23 protein-coding genes, 1 pseudogene and 1 riboswitch are annotated in these 21,764 nt (G+C 67.5%); of the genes and pseudogenes, 15 read left to right on the top strand and 9 right to left on the bottom strand.

All coding sequences use genetic code 11. The annotated features are described in order from the left end of the window. Positions 1 to 9: 9 nt before the first annotated feature. From ABZ195_RS07810 to dhaK, 6 genes are all read left to right on the top strand, one after another. Positions 10 to 762: a 5'-methylthioadenosine/adenosylhomocysteine nucleosidase gene (locus ABZ195_RS07810; RefSeq protein ID WP_355216418.1), complete on the top strand. Its 753-nt coding sequence runs from the start codon at positions 10 to 12 to the stop codon at positions 760 to 762. Continuing rightward, positions 762 to 2,582, top strand: coding sequence for a GAF domain-containing protein (locus ABZ195_RS07815; protein WP_355216420.1), 1,821 nt, complete (start codon positions 762 to 764; stop codon positions 2,580 to 2,582). The genes ABZ195_RS07810 and ABZ195_RS07815 overlap by 1 nt, the downstream gene beginning before the upstream one ends. 91 nt (positions 2,583 to 2,673) lie before the next feature. Beyond that, the gene (locus ABZ195_RS07820) at positions 2,674 to 3,534 is read left to right on the top strand and encodes a class II fructose-bisphosphate aldolase (RefSeq protein ID WP_355216422.1); all 861 of its coding nucleotides are present in this window, start codon (positions 2,674 to 2,676) and stop codon (positions 3,532 to 3,534) included. After that, positions 3,531 to 4,310: an HAD-IA family hydrolase gene (locus ABZ195_RS07825; protein WP_355216424.1), complete on the top strand. Its 780-nt coding sequence runs from the start codon at positions 3,531 to 3,533 to the stop codon at positions 4,308 to 4,310. Before ABZ195_RS07820 ends, ABZ195_RS07825 begins: the two co-directional genes overlap by 4 nt. A 39-nt stretch (positions 4,311 to 4,349) precedes the next feature. Next, complete coding sequence (gene dhaL / locus ABZ195_RS07830; RefSeq protein WP_355216426.1) at positions 4,350 to 4,997, top strand: dihydroxyacetone kinase subunit DhaL; 648 nt, start codon at positions 4,350 to 4,352, stop codon at positions 4,995 to 4,997. 69 nt (positions 4,998 to 5,066) lie between these two features. After that, entirely contained in the window at positions 5,067 to 6,062 is a 996-nt protein-coding gene (gene dhaK, locus ABZ195_RS07835) for a dihydroxyacetone kinase subunit DhaK (protein WP_355216428.1), read from the top strand. A 94-nt stretch (positions 6,063 to 6,156) separates the two neighbouring features. Here the strand turns inward: dhaK and ABZ195_RS07840 are convergent, their stop codons facing one another. Next, the gene (locus ABZ195_RS07840; protein ID WP_355216430.1) at positions 6,157 to 6,555 is read right to left on the bottom strand and encodes a heme-binding protein; all 399 of its coding nucleotides are present in this window, start codon (positions 6,553 to 6,555) and stop codon (positions 6,157 to 6,159) included. Between the two features lie 300 nt (positions 6,556 to 6,855). On the opposite strand from ABZ195_RS07840, the gene ABZ195_RS07845 reads away from it, so the two are divergent. Genes ABZ195_RS07845 through ABZ195_RS07855 form a run of 3 tightly spaced genes read left to right on the top strand, consistent with a single transcriptional unit; the run spans position 6,856 to position 8,293 of the window. Beyond that, positions 6,856 to 7,578, top strand: coding sequence for an MIP/aquaporin family protein (locus ABZ195_RS07845; RefSeq protein WP_355216432.1), 723 nt, complete (start codon positions 6,856 to 6,858; stop codon positions 7,576 to 7,578). After that, the gene (locus ABZ195_RS07850) at positions 7,575 to 7,703 is read left to right on the top strand and encodes a hypothetical protein (protein ID WP_355216434.1); all 129 of its coding nucleotides are present in this window, start codon (positions 7,575 to 7,577) and stop codon (positions 7,701 to 7,703) included. Before ABZ195_RS07845 ends, ABZ195_RS07850 begins: the two co-directional genes overlap by 4 nt. A 2-nt stretch (positions 7,704 to 7,705) precedes the next feature. After that, entirely contained in the window at positions 7,706 to 8,293 is a 588-nt protein-coding gene (locus ABZ195_RS07855; RefSeq protein ID WP_355216436.1) for a cob(I)yrinic acid a,c-diamide adenosyltransferase, read from the top strand. A 96-nt stretch (positions 8,294 to 8,389) separates the two neighbouring features. Here the strand turns inward: ABZ195_RS07855 and ABZ195_RS07860 are convergent, their stop codons facing one another. The 4 genes from ABZ195_RS07860 to ABZ195_RS07875 all read right to left on the bottom strand — a co-directional run bounded on the left by ABZ195_RS07860 (position 8,390) and on the right by ABZ195_RS07875 (position 11,753). Next, entirely contained in the window at positions 8,390 to 8,938 is a 549-nt protein-coding gene (locus ABZ195_RS07860) for a histidine phosphatase family protein (protein WP_355216438.1), read from the bottom strand. Next, a complete protein-coding gene (gene cobA / locus ABZ195_RS07865; protein WP_355216440.1) occupies positions 8,938 to 10,095 on the bottom strand; it encodes a uroporphyrinogen-III C-methyltransferase in 1,158 nt (385 codons plus the stop codon). The genes ABZ195_RS07860 and cobA overlap by 1 nt, the downstream gene beginning before the upstream one ends. Further along, positions 10,064 to 10,768 (bottom strand): response regulator transcription factor, encoded by a 705-nt coding sequence (locus tag ABZ195_RS07870; protein ID WP_355216442.1) that lies wholly within the window; start codon positions 10,766 to 10,768, stop codon positions 10,064 to 10,066. Before ABZ195_RS07870 ends, cobA begins: the two co-directional genes overlap by 32 nt. A gap of 208 nt (positions 10,769 to 10,976) precedes the next feature. Further along, entirely contained in the window at positions 10,977 to 11,753 is a 777-nt protein-coding gene (locus tag ABZ195_RS07875) for a (2Fe-2S)-binding protein (protein ID WP_355216444.1), read from the bottom strand. 241 nt (positions 11,754 to 11,994) lie between these two features. Here ABZ195_RS07875 and ABZ195_RS07880 point away from each other — a divergent pair, with 241 nt between their 5' ends. From ABZ195_RS07880 to ABZ195_RS07905, 6 genes are read left to right on the top strand one after another with little or no spacing between them, the layout of a single operon-like run. After that, positions 11,995 to 12,423 carry a diol dehydratase small subunit gene (locus ABZ195_RS07880; protein ID WP_355216446.1) on the top strand — a complete coding sequence of 143 codons (429 nt, stop codon included), beginning with the start codon at positions 11,995 to 11,997 and terminating at the stop codon, positions 12,421 to 12,423. A gap of 9 nt (positions 12,424 to 12,432) precedes the next feature. Continuing rightward, complete coding sequence (locus ABZ195_RS07885; protein WP_355216448.1) at positions 12,433 to 14,154, top strand: propanediol/glycerol family dehydratase large subunit; 1,722 nt, start codon at positions 12,433 to 12,435, stop codon at positions 14,152 to 14,154. Beyond that, a complete protein-coding gene (locus ABZ195_RS07890; protein ID WP_355216450.1) occupies positions 14,151 to 14,744 on the top strand; it encodes a propanediol/glycerol family dehydratase medium subunit in 594 nt (197 codons plus the stop codon). Before ABZ195_RS07885 ends, ABZ195_RS07890 begins: the two co-directional genes overlap by 4 nt. A 19-nt stretch (positions 14,745 to 14,763) precedes the next feature. After that, positions 14,764 to 16,671, top strand: a complete 1,908-nt coding sequence (locus tag ABZ195_RS07895; RefSeq protein ID WP_355216452.1) for a diol dehydratase reactivase subunit alpha — start codon at positions 14,764 to 14,766, stop codon at positions 16,669 to 16,671. Further along, positions 16,664 to 17,074, top strand: coding sequence for a glycerol dehydratase reactivase beta/small subunit family protein (locus ABZ195_RS07900; RefSeq protein ID WP_355216454.1), 411 nt, complete (start codon positions 16,664 to 16,666; stop codon positions 17,072 to 17,074). Before ABZ195_RS07895 ends, ABZ195_RS07900 begins: the two co-directional genes overlap by 8 nt. Beyond that, on the top strand, positions 17,071 to 17,508 hold the full coding sequence (locus ABZ195_RS07905; RefSeq protein ID WP_355216456.1) for a hypothetical protein: 438 nt from the start codon (positions 17,071 to 17,073) through the stop codon (positions 17,506 to 17,508). The genes ABZ195_RS07900 and ABZ195_RS07905 overlap by 4 nt, the downstream gene beginning before the upstream one ends. A 68-nt stretch (positions 17,509 to 17,576) precedes the next feature. On the opposite strand, the gene cobG is transcribed toward ABZ195_RS07905, so the two are convergent. The 4 genes and pseudogenes from cobG to ABZ195_RS07925 form a co-directional block, all read right to left on the bottom strand. After that, positions 17,577 to 18,701, bottom strand: coding sequence for a precorrin-3B synthase (gene cobG, locus ABZ195_RS07910; protein ID WP_355216457.1), 1,125 nt, complete (start codon positions 18,699 to 18,701; stop codon positions 17,577 to 17,579). Between the two features lie 177 nt (positions 18,702 to 18,878). Beyond that, positions 18,879 to 19,952 carry a nicotinate-nucleotide--dimethylbenzimidazole phosphoribosyltransferase gene (gene cobT / locus ABZ195_RS07915; RefSeq protein ID WP_355216459.1) on the bottom strand — a complete coding sequence of 358 codons (1,074 nt, stop codon included), beginning with the start codon at positions 19,950 to 19,952 and terminating at the stop codon, positions 18,879 to 18,881. Between the two features lie 32 nt (positions 19,953 to 19,984). Beyond that, a complete protein-coding gene (locus ABZ195_RS07920; RefSeq protein WP_355216460.1) occupies positions 19,985 to 21,364 on the bottom strand; it encodes a cobyrinate a,c-diamide synthase in 1,380 nt (459 codons plus the stop codon). A 119-nt stretch (positions 21,365 to 21,483) separates the two neighbouring features. Continuing rightward, positions 21,484 to 21,597, bottom strand: a pseudogene (locus ABZ195_RS07925) (cob(I)yrinic acid a,c-diamide adenosyltransferase); the annotation flags it as partial. Between the two features lie 39 nt (positions 21,598 to 21,636). Then, positions 21,637 to 21,700, bottom strand: a riboswitch (cobalamin riboswitch). Between the last annotated feature and the right edge of the window lie 64 nt (positions 21,701 to 21,764).

Consider the following 21,764-nt stretch of genomic DNA (forward strand, 5'->3'; position numbering starts at 1 on the left):
GCCGTTGTCGTGACGATCGGGTTGCTCTGCGCCATCCCCGAGGAGCTGGCGCATCTCCGGGACGCGCTGGAGACCACCCACACGACGACCGTCGCGGGCATCCAATTCGACGAGGGATGGTTCGAGGGACGTCGCGTCGTACTGGCCGGTGCCGGCATGGGCAAGGTCAACGCGGCGATCGTGACGACGCTGATGGTCACGAGATTCGAGTGCCGGCTGATCGTGTTCTCCGGCGTCGCAGGCGGACTCGATCCTGCGCTGCACATCGGTGACGTGGTGATCGCCGACCGGGTCGTCCAGCACGACGTCGGCCGGATCGAGAACGACGAGTTGCTGAGGTATCAGGCGGGGCACGTCTCCTTCATCAACCCGACCGATGCGCTGGGGTATTCGATGGATGCGGACCTGCTGGCGACGGTTTGCGAGGGACTGGACGGCGTTGCGTTGCCCGTGCTGTCACGGTCTGCCGGTGGCCGGGACCGTCCACCGCGAGTCGTGTTCGGCACCATCCTGACCGGTGACCAGTACGTGCACTGCGAGGTCACCCGGCAGCGGCTGCACGGTGACCTGGACGGGCTGGCAGTCGAAATGGAGGGCGGCGCAGTCGCCCAGGTGTGCGACAACGTCGGCGTCCCGTGGATCGTCGTCCGCACCCTGTCGGATCTCGCGGGGCACACGTCGGCCCTGGACTTCGCGGCGTTCGTCCACGAAGTCGCCGCGATCTCCGCGCACCTGGTACGGCGGATCGTCGGAGTCGTGTAGTGGACGTTGGATTGGACGCGCCGTTGCGCCCGGTCTCCTCGATCGGGACGGAGCCGTCCTGGGCCACGGCGCAGGCGATCACCGCCGTGGCGGAGGATCTTGCGGGCGAGTTCGCGTTGCGCCCGTTACTAGAGCGAATTCTCTTGCGCTGCACCCAGCTTCTCGGCTGCGATGCCGGGTCGATTGCCAGCGTCGACGAAGCCGCCGGCACCTACCGCAAGGAAGCCGACATCGGCATCCGCTGCCAGTCGGGGCAAGTGTTCCCGTTGAGCGAGGGCACGACGGGCGCCGTCGTGGCCCGTCGCGGGCCGGTGTGGTTCGACCGGTACGACGACGTGCGGGGCGGCCACGTGGACGCCGCCGACCGGGCGACGCTACGCAGCGTCATCGGCGTGCCGCTGGAGTGGCGAGGGTCGATCACCGGGGTGTGCGTGGTGTTCAGCCGCGACGACTCACGAATCTTCGGCGTCCGAGATGCCGAGCTGTTGCAGCTCTTCGCCAAGCATGCGGCGGTTGCGTTGACCAACGCGCGACTGCACGACGTCGCGGAAGAAAGGGTGCGGGCGAAGGCCACCGCGGCCGAGCGAGAGCGACTGCTGCGCGAGGTGTACGAGACCCTGAACCAGGGTTTGGTCGGAGTGGTCGCCCAGTTGGCCAGCGCCGAGGAGTCGATGTCCGCGGGTGCCGGCGGCGATGCCGAGCGCCTGGTGATCGCGGCCCATCGAGAGGCTCGGATCGCGCTGTCGGACACTCGTCGGACGATGTCGGGAGTGCTCGGTCGGGCGCTGGACGACCGGACGTTGGAGGAGTTGCTCGCCGACGAGGTCGAGTGGGTGCGCCGGGCGGGCCGGCTCGACGCCCGGTTGGTGGTTGCCGGACAACCGATTCCGCTCGATCCGGCGCGCACCCACGAGGCGTTGCGGATCGCCCAGGAGGCTCTGGCGAACGCCGTTCAGCATGCCGACGCGACCCTCATCCGCCTCGGCGTCGCCTATGAACCGCAGGGCGTGTCGCTGCTCGTCCAGGACGACGGCAAGGGGTTCGACCAGCGCCAGGTGGCAGCCGACGCAGGATCGGGACTGCGGCGGATGACCGATCGCGCACATGCGGTCGGCGCACTCGTCGAGCTCCGTTCCGTGCCGGGCTGGGGCACGAGCCTGCGGGTTCGCTTTCCGACCGAGCGGCGCGAGCCGACGGACACCGGCGTACCGCTGCGCGTCATGGTGGTGGAATCGCGTCCGCTCGTTCGCGCCGGCGTCACGCGGCTGCTGACCCAAGCCGGTCTGCACCTCGAGGTGGTCGGGGAGGTGGCCGGCACGGCCGAGGCCGTCGTCCTGCAGGAGGCCGTTCACGCCGACGTGGTCGTGGCCAGCCTCGACACCGCCGACGGGGAGCCAGACGTGGCCGACCTGACCCGCGCGCTCGCCAGCGCTGGTGGCGCCGCGGTGCTGTGCCTGTCCGAACCGGGGGACGACCACAGGCTTGCAGCCGCACTTCGGGCGGGCGCTCGCGGTTGTCTGGACACGAGCGCCGGAGGGGCGGCGCTGGTCCAGGCCGTGCTCGCCACCGCCCGTGGCGAAGCCTTCTACTCGGGCACCTCGGCCCGGAGCCTGCATCGCGGTCTGCGCCCGGACGGCGAGACGCTGACCAGCCGTGAGCTGGAAGTCCGAGCGCTGCTGGAAAGAGGGCTGCCGGACAAGGCGATTGCCCAGGAACTGACCATTTCGGTCAAGACCGTCGGCAAGCACGTCAGCTCGCTGTTGCGCAAGTCGAGCGTGCGCAACCGTACGGAACTGGTTGCGCTGCTCAGACGTCCGTGATTTCCGGGCCCACCGGGAGGGAAAACCCCCACTCGGAAACGGGGAGTCCTCCCGATGCGGACGATCCCGTTCCACCCGTAATTTTGGCGTCATGCCAGTCGTAGCTCTGAAGGACATCCTGGATCGCGCTCTCCTGCAACGCTATGGCGTCGCCGCCATCAACGTCTTCAACGATCTGACGATGGAAGCCGTGTTGGCCGCTGCGGTCGAACGTCGTTCACCCCTCATCGTCCAGACCTCGGTCAAGACGGTGCGGTCGATCGGCATGGACGTGCTGTACGGGATGTGGACGTCGATGACCGCGGGGATCGAGGTGCCGGTCTGCCTACACCTCGACCATTGCCCGGACCGAGAGGTCATCACCGATTGTCTTCGTACCGGCTGGAATTCGGTGCTGTTCGACGCGTCTCGGTTGCCCGTCGAAGAGAACCTGCGGCAAGTGATGGAGGTCGTCGCCGAAGCGAGGGCGGTCGGCGCTCACGTCGAAGGGGAGATCGAAGCCATCACCGGCGTCGAGGACGGAATCGGCTCCGACGACGTCGCGGACCGTGAGTCCCTCGAGGTTGCGCTCGACTTCATCGAACGATCCGGCGTCGACGTGTTCGCACCATCCATCGGCAACGCCCACGGCGTGTACGTCACCGAACCCACCCTCGACAACGAGCGGGTCAGCGATCTGGTCGACGCCACGGGAGTGCCGGTGGCGTTGCACGGCGGCACCGGGATGACCGACGAACAATTCACCGACCTCATCGCGCGTGGCTGCGCGAAGGTGAACATCTCCACGGCTCTGAAGGTCACCTACATGAAGGCCAATCTGGGCTTCCTCCGGGAGGCCGAGCGCGACGACGCGTGGGACCCGCCGTCGCTCTTCGCGAGCGTCGACTCGGCGGTCGAAACCCTTGCCGCCGGATACATCGATACGTTCGGCAGCGCAGGCAAGGCGTGGTGACGACTCCGGTGAAGGCTCTCGTCTTCGACTGCGACGGCGTGCTGGCCGACACCGAACGGTTTGGCCATCTGCCCGCCTTCAACCAAATGTTCCGGGAATTCGACCTGCCGGTGCAGTGGACCGAGCAGGAGTACGGCGAGAAGCTGGCCATCGGCGGAGGCAAGGAACGCATGATGAGCCTGCTCACCCCGGAATTCGTGGCGGCCGCCAAGCTGCCGACCGACGACGACCAGCAGCGCGCGACCGTCGCGCAGTGGCACCGCCGCAAGACGGAGATCTACACCGAGATCGTCTCGAGTGGGCGCCTTCCGGGTCGGCCCGGCATCGTTCGGCTGGTCCAGCAGGCGAGGTCCGCCGGCTGGCAGTTGGCGGTGGCCTCGACCTCGGCCGAACCGGCGGTGCGATCGGTGCTGGAGCACGTCGTCGGGCCCGAGGCAGCCGCCGAGTTCCTGGTGCTCGCCGGTGACGTGGTGGCGCACAAGAAGCCCGCCCCCGACATCTATCTGCTGGCCCTGGAGGCCATGAAGGTGTCGCCGTCGGAGGCGGTGGTGATCGAAGACTCCGCCAACGGATTCCGCGCCGCGAAGGCCGCCGGTGTCGAGTGTCTGGTCACCGTCAACGGATACACCCGAGACGACGACTTCGACGGGGCTGCGCTCGTGGTCTCGGACTTGGGGGAGCCCGGCGGTGAGCCCGTCGAGGTTCTGCTCAACCCCCGCGGCGTGCCGGTCGGCGACTACGTCGACGCGGCGACCGTGGCGTCGCTGGTCGCCTGAGGCCGCGTCGTCCACCCAATCAAGAGAAGGGAAGATCCCATGGCGGCAACGATTTTCGACGTCGAACGAGCAGTCCGTGTGATGGCCGAAACGGTGGTGTCGAACGAGAAGTACTTCGGCGACCTCGACGCGGTCGTCGGTGACGGCGACTTCGGCTACTCGATGGCACGCGGCTTCGAGATCGTTCTCGCGGACTGGGACACCTTCGATCGCAGCGACGCGTCGACGTTCCTCAAGAAGATCGCCGTCGTCATCACCAGCCGGATCGGGGGCACCTCCGGCCCCATCTGGGGAACGGGCTTCCTCCGAGCAGCCACCTGTGCGGCGAGTGCGGTCAGCCTCGACATGGCACAGATTGCCGCGATGCTGGACGCCGCCGTCGACGGCATCAAGGCACGCGGCGGTGCCGATCTCGGCGACAAGACGCTTCTGGACGCCTTGGCGCCCACCGCCGCAGTGATCGCGCAGGCCGCCAAGGACGACCTCGCCCCCGCAGCCGCGCGGCGCGCGGCGGCGGACACGGCGCGGTCGGCGGCGGAGGGAACGCGCGAGCTGCAGGCGAGGCGCGGACGTGCCTCGTACACGGGGGAGCGAAGCATCGGAACTCTCGACGCCGGCGCCGTCGCGGTCGCGGTGATCGTCGAGGCCATCGCCGAGGCATGGCAGCAGGACGCCGCGGACGCGTAAACCGGTCACCGAAGCAACCACGGTCTGCACGGCCGTGACGATCCACCAAATCCCAAGGAAGGCAACGAGATGAAGAAGTTCGTCAACGATCCCAAACAGTTCGTCCCCGAGATGCTGCACGGTCTTGCCCTGGCCAATCCGGACACGTTGAAGTACGTGCCCGAATACAACCTGATCATGCGCACGGATGCGCCCAACGAGAACAAGGTGTCGATCGTCCAGGGCTCCGGCTCCGGACACGAGCCCGCCCACGTCATGATCGTCGGCCGGGGAATGCTCGACGCCGCCTGCCCTGGTGACGTGTTTGCCGCGCCACCAATGGATTACGTGTTGGAGACGTCGAAACTGTTGGCCTCACCCAAGGGCGTGTTGCACATCATCAACAACTACACGGGTGACCGGATGGCCTTCGACATGGGGCGGGAGCTGGCCGAAGCCGACGGCGTCGTCATCAAGACCCTCGTCGTCGACGACGACGTCGCCGTGAAGGACTCGACGTACACGGTGGGCCGGCGCGGGGTGGCGGGCAACTTCTTCGTCATCAAGGCCGTGGGCGCGGCGTCGGAGAAGGGTGCAGATCTCGACGAGCTCATCCGGATCGGTGAGAAGGTCAACTCGGTGACCAGGACGATGGGGATGGCGCTCACCTCGTGCACGCCGCCCGCAAAGGGGTCGCCGCTGTTCGATCTCGGGGACGACGAGATGGAGATGGGCGTGGGCATCCACGGCGAGCCGGGCCGCCGCCGGGAGAAGCTCGCCGACGCCAACACCATCGTCGACGAGCTGGTGGAGGCCGTGGTGAGCGACCTTCCCTACGGCAGGGGCGACGACGTCGCCTTGATGATCAACGGTCTTGGCGGCACGCCGATCAGCGAGCTCTACCTGCTGTTCGGGCGGGCGCACGATCAGCTGGTGGCGCGTGGAATCAACGTGCGCCGCAACTACGTCGGCGAATACTGCACGTCCCTCGACATGGCGGGGTGCTCGGTGACCCTCGTCCGGCTCGACGACGAGGTGACCTCGCTCCTGGCCGAACCAGCCGAGAGTCCCATCAGAGTCTTCTGACGGCACCACCCACCACTACGACGGCGCCCACCGGAGCCTCTCGCATCGCGAGAGGTGCCGGTGGGCGCTGGTGGTCGGGAGCTACCGACCGCGGTCAGATGGCGGCGGCGCCCGCTTCGGCGACGGTGATGTCCTGTTCGACGCTCCCGGCGCTGACGCCGATCGCTCCGATGACCGTGTCACCGTCGGTGAGCAGCATTCCGCCGCCGAAGATCACGAGTCCGCCGGACAGCTGCTCCAGGCCGTACAGCTCGGCGCCGGGCTGCACCAACGGCATCAAGGCGGCCGTGGGCGCATTCATCAGAATCGACGTGCGCGCCTTCCTGGTCGAGATGTCGATGCTTGCCTTGATCGCGCCGTCCATCCGGACGAAGGCCACCAGGTGACCGCCGTCGTCGACGACGGCGATGTTCATCGGCTGGCCAATCTCGGTCGCTTTCGCAATCGCCGCTTCGACGACCTTGGTTGCGCTGGCCAGGGTGATGGCAGTCATTGACGAGCCTTTCGAATGGGTTTTCCGACAATGGTTTTGAGGAATCCTCGTTGACCGAGGCAGTCCGGCCGATGGTAGTGCCGCATCTCGGCCACGGATTGCATTTCACCGGTGTTTTCCGCCGGACCGTCGAGAGCCTATCCAAAAAGCCCACCTCCGGGTCAGTAATTGGGCTGGACCAGCCGAAAAGCATCGTCATCGCCCGTGGATTCGAAAAGACTCGACGCGCACGGCTGGACAACTCCGGCCACGCCGCAACGTGCGGCGTACGCGACGGCCGTTTGAGAGAGGTTGTGGTAAGTGTCGAACATCGACATCTTCGTCTGGGAGTTCTTGGGTACGGCAGTACTGTGCCTCTTGGGCAACGGCTCGGTAGCCGCTGTGGTGCTGAAGAATTCGTACTCTCACGGCGGTGGCGGTGACTGGCTGATCATCGTGCTCGGCTGGGGCTTCGGCGTCTTCGCCGGCGCGAGCATCGCAGCACCGTCGGGTGGTCACATCAACCCCGCGGTCACCTTTGCGGTGGCTCTCCACGGCGGCATTCCGTGGTCGGTGGTGCCCGTCTACTGGGCCGCTCAGCTGCTCGGTGGCTTCGTGGGTGCGTCCCTCTGCTGGGCCGCCTTCAAGCTCCAATTCGACAAGAACGACGATAACTCGGGCACCCGTGGCATCTTCTGCACCTCGCCGGCGATTCCAAACAAGCCGTGGAACATGGTCACCGAGATCATCGGCACGTTCGTTCTCATCATCTTCATCTTCTGCAATCCGGCCGCCAATTCCTCGTTGAGCTTCGCCGGTGTCACCTTCGTGATCATCACGATCGGGTTCGCGCTCGGCGGACCAACGGGATACGCGGTCAACCCGGCTCGCGACCTCGGACCCCGGCTCGCCTACGCGATCCTGCCGATCCCCGGCAAGGCCGACGCCGGATGGGGCTATTCATGGGTACCGATCGTCTCTCCGCTGATCGGCGCCGCTCTCGCCGCCGGTCTGGCCGCCATCTTGCCGGCGGTGGCGGCGTGAGCATCCACGCGATGGTGGGCTGGATATTTCCCGTCGCCCTCGGGCTCCGGGCCGGGTCCCGGTGGCTGAGCACGGTGGGCATGCCGACCTCGACCGACGCGTACCGCGCCGACGGGGAGGGCTAGCCGTGGCGGTCCACTTGACGCGGATCTACACCCGCACCGGTGATGCCGGCACCACGGCGCTGGGCGACATGTCGCGGGTCGCGAAGTCCGACGCCCGCGTTGGGGCCTACGCAGACTGCGACGAGACCAATGCCGTCATCGGAATGGCAATCGCGTGCGGCGGGCTCGGTCAGCGGACGGCCGAGGTGCTCGGCGTGATCCAAAACGATCTGTTCGACGTCGGCGCGGACCTCTGCACCCCGATCGTCGACGAGCCGGAGTACGAGCCGTTGCGCGTCGTCGACGACCAAGTGACTCAACTGGAGTCGTGGTGCGACCAATTCAACGAGGGCCTGACGAAGCTGAGCAGCTTCATCCTGCCCGGCGGCACGGTGGCCGCCGCTCATCTGCACCACGCACGGACGGTGGCACGGCGGGCCGAACGCAGCGCGTGGTTGCTTGCCGAGTCGGCTCCGGTCAACGACTGTGCCCTGCGCTATCTCAACCGGTTGTCGGATCTGCTGTTCATCCTGGCGCGGTTCGAGAGCCCCGACGGCGACGTGCTCTGGCGTCCGGGGGGCGACCGCGGCGTGTCGTCGGCCACCGACTGATCCCGGCACCGAAGGGGCCGATCCGTCCGAGCGGTCGAGCGTCGTCCGGTGTACCGGTCGGCGCCGACGCCGCGGTCCGACGACGGCACCTCCGGGTCATCGGACGAGGCGACTCACCCTGCGTAGGTTGACTCTGGTGATCGACCCGTTCGGAACGTCGGTGCCGGTGCGCCACTGACTGGTGACCGCGTCGCGAGCGCGCAGAAGGTCGAGGATTGCGCAGACGACGTCGCCGTGCGTCACCACCGCGGTGGTGCCATCCATGGCGGCAACCTCGAGCAGAACCGTGCGGATTCGCTCGGTGGCGTCCTCGAGGACCGCCGGGCGGTACGCTCTCGCGTCGGCGAGGGTGCCGGTGGGCTGCGAACGAGGTTCGCGGAGTCGCTCGTCGATGCACGCCTCGACGCCCAGCACCGTCGACATCGCCTTCGCGGTCTGTCTTGCCCTGACGGCATCCGAACAGACGATGCGGCTGATTCCCTTGTCTTGCAGGGCATAACCGGCCGCGTATGCCTGAGTCATGCCACGGGCAGTCAGCGGAGGGTGGCTGATTCCACGCTGCGAGCGTTGGGCGGGTTCCCAGGTGGACTCGCCGTGGCGCACTACCCACAGCAGGCGGCTGCGCGCGCCGCCCACGATCTCCATCAAAGAGTGTTCAGCTCCACGGTCCTCTGCGGGGTGGCGCGCCCGGGAACGAATCCGGCCACCGCGCCGATGACGGTCGTGGCCGGGGCTCCGATGCCGGCGGCGCGCGCCGCGTCGGCGACCGAGCACAGGGTGCTTCGCACTACCCGTTGGCTGGGCAAGCTGCCGTCGGCGATGACGGCCGCCGGTGTGTCGGCGCTCATCCCGCCGTCCACGAGCGCGCGGGAGATGGAGTCGAGGTTGGCGACGGCCATCATCAGAATGATGGTCGTATTCGCCTGCGCCAGCGCGGCGTAATTGACCGCCGACTCCGGGTGGTCGGGTGGTACGTGGCCCGAAATCACCGTGAAGCCCTGGGTGAGGCCGCGGTGGGTTGCGGGAATCATGGCCGACGCGGGTGCTGCGATCGCCGAACTGACCCCGGGAATGACGTCGACGGTGATGCCCGCCCTGACGCATTCGTCGACTTCCTCGCCACCGCGGCCGAACACGAAACCGTCACCGCCCTTGAGCCTCACGACGTTCCGGCCAGCCAGGGCATGGGTGATCAGGTGCGAGTTGATCTCGCTCTGCTCCATCCGTCGACCGCCGGGAATCTTCGACGCGTCGACGATGACGGCATTCGGTGCGATGTCGCCGAGGATGGATATGGGGGCGAGTCGGTCGGCGACGATGACGTCCGCACGTGTGAGCGCGTCGCGACCGGCGACCGTGAGAAGGCCGGGATCACCGGGTCCGCCTCCGACGAGGGTGACCCGGCCGACGTGGCCGGGGCCGCTGGTGGTCGATCGCCGGCATGGCTGGTCGACGATGCAGAACACACCACGCGCAAGCGCGCGGGCGGCAATGAGATCGTCCAGGTCCCGATCCGTGGTGCAGGCGAATATCACTGCCGCAGAATCGATGTCACTGATGTCGAAGTCTCGCTGGGCAAGGGCGATCAGCCCACGTGCGGCGAGGTCGGACAGATATGCGGTGGGTTCGGCGGCCACGACTGTGACCACCGCGCCGGCGTCGACCAACGAGCCGGTGACGGTGATGGCTCGGCTGGACGAGCCCACTACGGTCACCGCTCGGCCGGCGACGGGGAGATCGATCGTGATCGAACCCCGGGGCGGCCGGGAGTCAGCGGCTGCTCGTCGCGGTTCGAAGGCCACCGACACCTCCTTGGCCGTGTCCTGCCTGCCCTTGCCGCCGTGACTGTGCCTGGCGTCCGCGCTCGTGGCGGCCTTGTCCTCGCAGTGCCGCCGACACCAACGCGGCGCGCTTGTGAATTCCGAACTTGTCCATGATGTTGTGCAGATGGAACTTGACGGTCGCCTCGGAGATGAACAGGTCGGTGGCGATCGCCCGGTTGTCCAAGCCGTCGGTGAGCAGGCTCAACACTTCCCTTTCTCGGCGAGTGAGGACCCTCGCGTGGTCGAGCTCGAGTTCGACGTTCTGCGAACGTAGTTCCGCGATGAGGCCGTTGGCGCTGAGCGCATCCAGTGCGGTCTGGCCGTCGACGACCCTCGCCATGGCGGCAAGGAGATCCGCCGCCGGGGATCTGCGGTCGACCAGCGCGTCGGCACCCACTCGGACCAGGTCCAGCGCGCGGGCGGGGGAGGTCTCGCCGTCCATGACGACGACGACCTTCGGCTTCGGATCGAGTTCGGCGAGCAGACTTGCCAGCGGCAGGTCTCGGTTGACGTCGACCACCAACAGCTCCGGACGCAGTGGGCGGAGCCGGTCGACCAAGTCGGCACCATGGCGCACGTCGCCGACGACGTGTACGCCGCTGGCCTGTCCCAGCACGTGCACCAGCCCGTGCAAAAGCAATTCGTCACTCATCACGAACACCATGCGAAGACTGGGGCGGGTGGCGAGATCGCCACGGCCATCAGACATTACGCGCGGCGGACCGCCGTCGAATTCGCGTCGTGCCGAGTGAATTCTCGCGGCTTGCGGTTGTGACCAACCCATGTGATGCTCCGTCCTGCCGATTGGCGGGCGAATGCTAACGCGACGTGCGTTGCAGCGACGTTGCAATGAGACGAACTCAATGCACCCGGGTCTGCTGTGAGCCGTCCGACACCGCCAGGACGCAGTCCCCGCAGAGGCCGCCCATGGGTGCTTGGTAGAACAGGCAGCAGCTTCTTCGGACGAATTGGTTTCCGTTGAACAGCCCAGAGCCGCGGAGCTGGTCGAGATCGAGAAGTGCCTGGACGAGCGCACGCCCGCGCTGCACCAGCTCCGGCCTAGCCATCCCCATCACCGTGACCGCACCGTTGGCGGCGGAGATCGCGTTGCCCCAACTGACCCGACCGGACAGCGACACCGCCGACGAGAGGGTGTCGTTCAGTGGGCCGACGATCGTGGCGAGCAGTGACGCGGACACGAGTGCGGCCGCGCGGGCGAGGGTCGGCGCGGGGACGCATTGGACGCCGGCGGTGTGAAACCGAGGGGAGTGATCGTCGGCTGCCCGCCATCGCACCGACTCGGCGGTGAAGAGCGGGACCGCCGACCCCAGCACTGCCGACCCGATGACCGGAGAGATCAAGCGCGACACCACGTTCAGTTGGAACGACGAGGCTGCCATCCGAACGGGAATGCGGTCGGGGTCGCATCCCATGGAGGTTGCGATCGCCAGGCGCGTGCGGTCCACGAAGGTCACTGCCGTCGTCGGGTCGCGGATCAAGTCGGCGAGATGCGCACCCTCGCCGGCGCCACCCGAGGCGACGGCGAAGTACCCGCCCAGTTCGGCGGTCGCCGCCAGCACGGCGGCTGCGTCGCGTGGCGTGTCCCGGTCGTCCGGGGAGACTGAAGTGCTGACCATGGTGCCCTCACGGTAGTGCGGGCCGCAGGCCCGGCTGCCCTGATCGGTCGACTCGGCGAATATCCCGACCGTACGATCAGGGTCTCGCCAAAATCAGCTCTCACCAGCTATTTCGGTTGCGAATACCAGTGCAACGTTGATGCAACGTGAGATCAGCCACAATGAGCCGCACGCGGCCGACCAGGTCACGTATGCGGACGTCGGGCGACCGTAAGGCGCCCCTCACCTCTTGGAGCAGTGCATGACGCAACCGACCCTCGATCCCGCGGTGGACTATCCGCTGAGTGTCCACCGGAGGGATCTGCTGTTTACCCCCACCGGCAAGACCATCGACGACATCACCATCGAAGCCGTGGTGTCGGGCGCCGTCGAGGCCACGGATCTTCGCATCACCCCGGACACTCTGCGGCTGCAGGCGCAGGTCTCGGAGAAGGCGGGCCGTAAGCAGCTGGGTGCCAATCTGCGTCGGGCCGCGGAGATGACGGCCATCTCCGACAGCCGGGTCTTGGAGATCTACAACGCGCTTCGGCCGAATGCCTCGACGAAGGCCGAGCTGGTGGCCATCGCCGAGGAGCTGAGGACTCAGTACGACGCAAATCTTCTTGCCGATCTGGTACTCGAGGCCGCCGACGTCTACGAGCGGCGCGACATTCTGGCAACGGGCGAATAGGAGCCAATCATGACCGCAGAAGCAATCCACAACCCCGGCACCGGTGACGGTGTGCGCCACTCCCTGCGCACCCAGATCTTGGAGGACCGCCCGGTCAACCTCGACGGCTTCGTCGAGGAATGGCCCGAGGTCGGCATGGTCGCGATGGACAGCCCGTTCGATCCCCAGCCCAGCGTGCGGGTGGAGAACGGCGTCATCGTCGAGATGGACGGCGTCGAACGCGCCGACTTCGACTTCATCGACCAGTTCATCGCGGACAAGGCCCTCGATGCCGAGACCACCGAGCAGTCGATGGCGCTCCCGGCGCAGGAAATCGCGCGCATGCTCGTCGACCCGGCGGTGAGCCGCCAAGAGGTCATCGCCATCACCAACGGTCTGACTCCGGCCAAGCTGCTCGCGGTGGCCAAGAACCTCAACATCGTCGAGATCATGATGGGGATGCAGAAGATGCGCGCCCGTCGCACGCCGGCGATGCAGGGGCACTGCACCAGTGCCAGGGACAACCCACTCCAGGTCGCCTGCGACGCGGCGGAGGCGTCGATCCGCGGATTCTCCGAAGTCGAGACGACCCTGGGTGTGGTGCGTTACGCCCCGCTGGTCGCGATGGCCCAGCAGATCGGCAGCCAGGTCGGCACCGGTGGCCCCCTGACGCAGTGTGCGCTGGAGGAAGCCACCGAGCTCGATCTCGGCATGCGCGGTATCACGGGTTACGCGGAGACCATCTCGGTGTACGGCACCGAGCCGGTCTTCGTCGACGGTGACGACACCCCGTGGTCGAAGGCGTTCCTGGCCGGGGCATACGCCTCGCGCGGTATCAAGATGCGCTTCACCTCGGGCACCGGCTCCGAGGTGCAGATGGGCAACGCGCAGGGTAAGTCGATGCTGTACTTGGAGATTCGCTGCATCCTGATCGCCAAGGGCGCGGGTGTGCAGGGTCTGCAGAACGGCTCGATCTCCTGCATCGGTGTCCCGGGCGCAGTGCCCGCCGGCATCCGCGCGGTCGCCGCCGAGAACCTGATCGCCTCGGCCGTCGACCTCGAATGTGCCTCGGGCAACGACCAGTCGTTCTCGCACTCGGCCATGCGCCGCACCGCGCGGTTGATGCCGCAGATGATGCCGGGCACCGACTTCGTGTGTTCGGGCTACTCGTCGATGCCCAATTACGACAACATGTTCGCGGGCTCGAACCTCGACAGCGACGACTACGACGACTTCAACACCATCCAGCGCGATCTTCAGATCGACGGCGGGCTCCGGCACGTGAAGGAGGCCGACATCCTGGCGGTGCGCACGCGCGCCGGTCAGGCGCTGCAGGCCGTGTTCCGCTACCTGGACCTGCCGCCCATCACCGATGCCGAGGTCGACACCGCCGTGTACGCCAACGGTTCCAAGGACCTCATTCCGCGGGACGTGCTGGAGGACCTCAAGGGTGCCCAGCAGGTGATGGATCGCAACGTCACCGGTCTGGACCTGGTGAAGGCACTGGAGGCCACCGGCTTCTCCGACGTTGCCGAGAACTTGTTGGCCGTTCTGCGTCAACGTGTTTCGGGCGACCTCCTGCAGACCTCGGCAATCCTGACCAAGGACCTGCAGCCGCTGTCGGCCGTCAACGACGCGAACGACTACGGCGGCCCGGGCACCGGGTACCGTCCGTCCGGCGCCCGCTGGGAAGAGATGAAGAAGCTGCGCCACGTGACGAGCGCATCCAACCCCGAAGTAGAGGTGGAATGACCGTGTCGACCAACGCCGAAGAAGGCCAGCGCGCAATCTCGTTCAGCGAGATCGGGCCCGCGCAGCGGGGCAAGCGATCCGACGAAGTGGTGCTTGCCATTTCGCCCGCGTTTGGAAGCCTGTTCTCCAAGACGATCGTCGACCTGACGCACGCCGAGGTGATCCGGCAGATCCTCGCCGGCATCGAGGAGCAGGAGGTGAGTGCTCGCATCATCCGACTGCAGCACAGCGCCGACCTGGCGCTGATGGCACACACGGCAGCCAAGCTGTCGGGATCGGGTATCGGGATTGGCATCCTGGCCCGTGGCACCGCGATGATTCACCAGCGGGATCTGCCGCGGTTGTCGAGCCTCGAGCTGTTCCCGCAGTGTCCGCTGTTGACGTTGGAGACCTACCGCAGCATCGGTTCCAACGCCGCGCAGTACGCCAAGGGTGAGTCACCGGAACCGGTTCCGACGCTGAACGACCAGATGGCCCGCCCGCGCTGGCAGGCCAAGGCCGCTCTGCTGCACCTGAAGGAAACCGAGCTGGTTCGCAAGGGGGCGCCGACCATCGAGGTCGCGCCCGAGTTCTCCGCAGCAGCGGTCTGAAGAAAGAGAGTTGACGCGGGTGTTTCGAACGATCGTCGGGGTCGACATTGGCAACTCCACCACGGAGGCCAGTCTCGCCACCATCGGCCCCGACGGGTCGGTCGAGTACGTCGGTGCGGCATTGACGCGCACGACGGGCATCAAGGGCACCGTCAAGAACGTCGACGGTGTGGCGAAGTCGGTGACGTGGGCACTGGAACGTGCCGGCATGCGGTTGGCCGACCTCGACTTGATACTGCTCAACGAGGCGACTCCGGTGATCAGTGGGCTCGCGATGGAAACCATCACCGAGACCATCATCACCGAGTCGACCATGATCGGGCATGACCCGCGGACACCAGGCGGCAAGGGACTCGGAGTCGGCACCATCGTCGACTTCGAGTCCCTGGCCGACCTCCAACCCGGTGAGCCGATCATCGTGTTGGTGGCCAAGGGAGTCGACTTCGACTTGACGGCCAAGTCCATCAACGCGGCGGTGGACCGGGGCGTCGAGGTCACCGGTGCCATCCTGTGCAACGACGACGCCGTGTTGGTCGCCAACCGGCTCACCACCAAGATCCCGATCATCGACGAGGTGTCGCGGGTGGACCTGGTGCCCAAGGGCATGATGGCGGCCGTCGAGGTCGCCGGCCCCGGCCAGTCCATCCGGACGCTGTCGAACGCCTACGGTCTGGCGACGATCTTCGAGCTCGACCCCGACCAGACCAAGGTCGTCTCGCCCGTCGCCCGCGCGCTGACGGGCAACCGTTCCGCGGTCGTCGTGCGTACCCCGTCGGGTGACGTCGAGGACCGCACCATTCCGGCGGGCTCGTTGGAGCTGATCGGCGTACAGAAGAAGGCGACGATCGACGTGTCGCGCGGCGCCGCCGACATCATGGCCGAGGTGCAGCGGGTCAGCCCGCTGGTCGACGTCGTCGGCGAGTCCGGCACCAATACCGGTGGAATGATCGCCAACGTTCGCCAGAGCATGGCCGATCTGTCCAATCACGCCCTGGCCGACGTGCGGATCCAGGATCTGCTGGCCATTGACACCGCTGTGCCCCAAGAGGTTCGGGGCGGTGTCGCGGGTGAGGTGGCGCTGGAGAACGCGGTCGCGCTGGCCGCCATGGTCCGCACCAAGGAAAGCGGGATGAAGGCCGTCGCCGACGCGGTCACCGCGCATCTGCGCGACGCGGGCGCGACGAAGGTCGACGTCGTCGTCGGCGGCGTCGAGGCGGAGATGGCGGTTCTCGGTGCGCTCACGACGCCGGGCACCGACAAGCCGCTGGTGGTCCTCGACCTCGGCGGCGGGTCCACCGACGCCGCGGTCATCGAGACCGACGACCACACCGACGCCACTCACCTGGCCGGCGCGGGCGATCTGGTCACCAAGCTGATCGACGCCGAGTTGGGGTTGGACAACCTCGAGTTGGCCGAGGAGATCAAGCGTTGCCCACTGGGCAAGGCGGAGAGCTTCTTTCACATCCGGTTGGAGAACGGCACCGTCCAGTTCTTCGAGACGCCGCTGCCGCCAACGGCATTCGCGCGCGTCGTCGCCCTTGGCGACGTCGGGATGAATCCGATTCCGACCCGGCACTCCCTCGACCGCATCCGCGCCGTCCGCAGGACGGCGAAGGAGCGGGTGTTCGTGGTGAACGCCCTGCGCGCGCTGCGGAGCATCGCCCCCGGTGGCGATCTTCGGCAGATCGGCTTCGTGGTGCTGCTCGGCGGTTGTGCGCTGGACTTCGAGATCCCCGAGCTCATCGCCGACGCCGTGGCCCCCTACGGAATCGTCTGTGGCACGGGCAACGTGCGCGGCACCGAGGGTCCGCGAAACGCGGTCGCGTCCGGGCTGGTCGCGTCGTATGCGGCGTCGCTCGCGGCGACCCAAGACGTGGCCAGCGGGCGGCACGCGGCGGTGGAGCCCGAAGTGGGCATCAGTGCTTGAGGGTGGTCAGGCGGAGAAGCCGGCCATCTTGGTGCTCAGTTGCACCGATGGCCAGGTGGTCGACGAAGTGCTGGCCGGAATCGAGGAAGAAGGTGTGCCCGCGGTCGTCGAGCGACCCCGCACGCCGGGCGACGCGATGGCGCTCGCACGGACGGCCGCGGGACGCTCGTCGTTGAGTGTCGGAGTGGGCATCGCCGTCGACGGGCAGGTGTCGGTCCACCACGACAAGCTGCCGTCCCCCCTGGCAGAACTGGCCTCCGACGGCCCGGCTGAATCGGACACGGCACGCGTTCTCGGTCACAACGCGGCGCGCATCGTCGTCGGCATTCCGCTTCGTGCGCAACCACTTCCGATGCGAGCCGGCGGTCAGGAACGGCTCGACGCGGGAACGCCGGCGTCGTGACCACCGACCGACTGCCCACCACGCCGATGCGCGCCGAAGCAATACGCGTCCTGCACGAGCTCAACGAGTCGACCAAGGCGCAACAGGCCTTCCTCAACAGCTGCGGAGACGCCACCTGGATCGACGACGACGAACGCCGCTCGATTCGGTGGCTGCTCTCAGCGTTGATCGAACACCGGCGGCGCGTGCGGATCACCACCCGGATGTGGCGGACGCTGCATTCGTCGGAGCCCGTGAGCAGTGAACTGGTGGCCGACACGGCCGAACTGTTGGACGAAAGCCGCTATTTCACCCCGATCATCGCCCAGTGGCGCTCGGTCGTCATCGGTCAGACACGTTTTGAGCGCAAACGATTCTGGCGCACCATGCTCGAGTTGGCCGAGCAGAACCTGGGAGACCAGGACACGGCCGAATCACACGCCACGGCTGGGTAGGCGACGCAGAGGCAACGATTGACTGGCATGCCGAACGCCCTGCGAGGCAGGGTGTTCGAGCTGGAGGGTCAGCCGAGATCGGGCGACCTAAGACGCTGGTACCCGCTGCCCGTGGCGACGAGCACCTCACCGCGCGGCGGACTCCCGCAGGCTCGCTGACAACCCACCCAGTGTTGCCGATGCCCGGCATCCCGCGCCGCGTCGACCGCGGCGGCCGCATCGGTTCGCACGTCGGCCAGCGCATGCTGACAGCCCTGGCTGCCCACGCAGGCGCTGACCTGAAGCCACGGCGAGTGCTTGTCGAACACCAATCCCATCGGAGTGAGAGTGCTCAGGGCGTCCACGGCTTCCGGGCCGTCGAGGTCGCACATCACCACCGAACGCCAGGGCGTGACGACCACGGGGCAGCCGAACGCGGCGATCCTGTGCGCCACCCCTGCCGTCAGCACCCCGAACGGCACGGCCGCGCCCACCGCGATCCGGCCGTCGTCCTGCTGAATCCAGCCCACCGGCGGGGTCGACGGCGAACGCGGTGTGGTCGGGGCGCATTGGTCGACGTCGAAACCGTCGAGTAGTGAAGCCGGCTCGTCCATCTCGCGGATTCGCCAGCGCCCTTCACGCACCTCGGCGAATCGGCGTGCCACGGTGATCATCGCCGGGACCGCCGCCGCGACGGGCAGGCGCACCCCGGTGTCTGCTCCGGCAAGGAACAACGCCACCGAATCGCCGAGCGCCTGCACGGCGACGTCGGCCCTCTCTCCGACGACGTCCCCACGGCCGTCGTCGACGCCGAAGAGGAAGCGTCCCGGCAAGGCCGCCAGCGTCGCCGAACGCTGGATGGATTCGTCGAGCAGGCCGACCCACGGTCGAACGTCGGTGAGGCCGCCCATGCGGCCCGACAGCGGCGACGACACGACGTTGCGAACGCGGTCGTGCGTGGCGGACGGGAGCAGGCCCGCCGAGATGGCCGCCTCGACGAGGGCGCCGACGTCGGTGATGCCCCGCAGTTGCACGCCGCCACGCGACGTCAGCTCGAGGATTCCCGAGCCAGCCGCCGAGGCCGCACGAGCCAAGGCGCTCAGCTGGGTCGGATTGATCATCCCGCCCGGCAGTCGCACCCTCGCCAGTCCGCCGTCTGCGGCCGAGTGTGCCCGCTGAGTACCCGGACAGGCGTCGACCTCACGTGTTCTCATGCGGCGCAGCTACTCTCGACGTACTGGCGGTGAACTGGAGTGCCGTCGAGCACGTGGGGACGGGAACACTCTGGCATCGGCCCACGATAGGCATGCGAGAGGGCGCCGATCGGCTTTCGTCACCGATACCGCCCGAAAGGACAGTCTTTCGTTGAGCTTTGGGAGCTGTCGGCGCCGTCAGGACACCGTGGGAGCCCGATCGGCAGCGTCGTCGCGATCGGAGACCTCTGCCTCGCCGAAGGTCGCCATCGACGACAGCGTGGCGACGGCCGCCCGCAGGATGGGTAGGGCGACGGCAGCGCCGGAACCCTCGCCCAGTCGCATCCGCATCTCCACGATGGGTTCGAGTCCAAGGTGTGTCAGCGCAATCGAGTGGGCCGGTTCGGTCGAGCGGTGGCCGGCCCGCCACCAGGCGCTGGCGCCGGGGGCCAACCGTTCGGCCACCAGGGCGGCGGCGGTCACGACGACGCCGTCGAGCAGCAGTGGCGTTCTCCGGATGGCCGCCTGGGCGCAGAATCCGGCCATCGCGGCGAGATCTGGTCCGCCGCAGATCCGCAGCAGCGCAAGCGGATCGGTGGTCGCAGCGCGGGCGCGGTACAACGCGTCGCGCACTGCGGCCGTCTTGCGGGTCCAGCCCGCGTCGTCCACACCCGTGCCCCTGCCGACCAGCGCGACGGGTTCCACGCTCGTCAGCGCAGAGATCAGCGCTGCCGAGGGCGTCGTGTTGCCGATGCCCATGTCGCCCGCGATCAGCAGATCTGCGCCGGCGTCGATCTCTTCGTCCGCGATGCGACGGCCGGCGTCCACCGCGGCGATGGTCTCCGCATCGGTCATGGCATCCTCGACGGCGATGTTGCCGCTGCCACGGCGCACCTTGTACGCGCCAACCTGCGGTGAGAGCGGTTGCTCGCAGTCCACGGAGATGTCGACCACGCGGACCGTCGCGCCCGCGGTGCCCGCCAACACGTTGATCGCCGCGCCGCCAGAGTCGATGTTGGCGACCATCTGCGCCGTGACCTCGGGGGGATAGGCGGAAACTCCAGATTTGGCCACCCCGTGGTCACCGGCGAAGACCACGACGCGGGCGCGAACGAATTGCCTTGGCGGACAAACGCCCTGGCACGCCGACACCCACACCGAGAGGTCTTCGAGTCGACCGAGGGCGCCCTGAGGTTTGGTCAGAATGTCCTGTCGTGATCGTGCCGCGCGTTCGGCGTCGGCATCTGGCGACGGCACCGTCGTGAAGTCCATGGAGTCTCCATTCTGCTCGTTGACACAGCTCATCACTGAATCGGTTGGGTCGTCGCCGGTACGGCACTCGCGACGAAGCTGCGCACCGCGGTGGGTTGGCCAGCCGGGTGGGTATGAAGGTAGGCGGCGTGCACCTTGTTGAGGATGGCGCCGTCGTTCATGGTCACATCACCGACGCGGAACGTCCACGCGGACGGATACGCCGTGCTGAATTCGACCTTCGTTCGGTGAAATTCGTGACCGGTGGCCGCATGGCCCGACGGATGCAGCACCGAGTCACCGCTCGCGACGGCGTGCCGGTATCCGAGGGTGAGTCGCTTGGTGAACTGCGCAGTGCCCTGAAGGACGTCGCACATCGGGTGGTCGTCGAGCTTGGTCATCAGGTAGGTCAGACCCGCGCACTCGGCGTAGATCGGCGAGTGCTCGGCCAATTGGCGGATCTGACGTCGCACCTCCACGTTGGCGGAGAGTTCGGGAAGGTGTTGCTCGGGAAATCCCCCGGGCAGTATCAAGGCGTCGGTCTCGGCCGGCAGCGCTTCGGTGATCGGGTCGAACTCGACGACCTCGGCGCCGGCCGCGCGGAGCATCTCGACGTGCTCGGCGTAGCCGAAGCTGAATGCCCGGCCGGCAGCCATGGCCACGACGGGGGAGCCGTCCACGGCGCCGCCGACGGCCGTGAGGGGATCCCACGGCCCGGCGGCGACGTTCGCCGCCGCGAGGGCGGCGACTGCCGCGAGGTCGACGTGCCGGGCCACCAGATCGGTCATCGCGTCGATGGCGAGCCGGGCGCGTCTGCCGTGCTCCACCGCGGTGACCAAGCCCAGATGCCGCGACGGCACCGACAGTTCGGACGCGCGCGGGATGGCGCCGAGCACCGGCATGCCGATGCGGTCGCAGGCCTGCCGTAGGACTTGTTCGTGGCGGGGTGAGCCAACCCGGTTCAGGATGACGCCACCGATGCGGATGCCGCTGTCGAACGTCGAGAAGCCGTGCACGAGTGCCGCCACGCTCTGGCTCTGGCCGCTACCGTCGACGACGAGGACGACGGGCGCGCCCAACGAGGACGCAACGTGGGCAGTGGACCCGATCACCGGTGCGTCCGAGTCCGGATCGATGCGGCCGTCGAACAGGCCCATCACCCCTTCGACGACGGCGATGTCGGCTCCCGTGCAGCCATGCCGGTAGAGCGGGCCGATGCGAGCCTCGGTGACCAGCACGGGGTCCAGGTTGCGGCCGGGCCGACCCGCGGCAAGCGCGTGATAGCCGGGATCGATGAAGTCGGGCCCAACCTTGAACGGTGCCACCCGGTGTCCAGATCGTCGCAGCGCGCCCATCAAACCGGTGGCCACGGTGGTCTTGCCGCTGCCCGACGAAGGTGCAGCCACCACTATCGCGGGCGTCGTGGCTACCATTCGAGCCCCTCGTGGCCCTCGTCCATCGGGTGCTCGACCTTCGTCATCCCCGTGACGAGGTCGGTGACGTTCACCCGACCTCACTTGGGTGGATGGTCGAGGACGTGGTCGCCGAGGCAGCCGAAGGCAGCCGACGACGTGTCTTTGCCGGCGCCGGTGTGGGCGGCGAGTACCGGGCCCATGCGACGAGTGCGGATGGTTCGACCGTCATTCGGGAGTTCCTCTCGGGGCATCACGCGGCCCCGCTCGTACAGGATGCGCTCGACTCAACATCTGACTCACGCACCGAGCCTGGGTGCGTTCACAGTGGCGCGTCCGTTCTGGGTTTACACCAGATTCCTGTCCGCCGAGCGTGCAGCGATGGTAGACCACCCTCGGGAATTGGCGCGGACGGCCCATT

The sequence above is a fragment of the Mycobacterium sp. NPDC006124 genome (assembly GCF_040614235.1).
In the GTDB taxonomy this organism is placed as follows: Bacteria; Actinomycetota; Actinomycetes; order Mycobacteriales; family Mycobacteriaceae; genus Mycobacterium.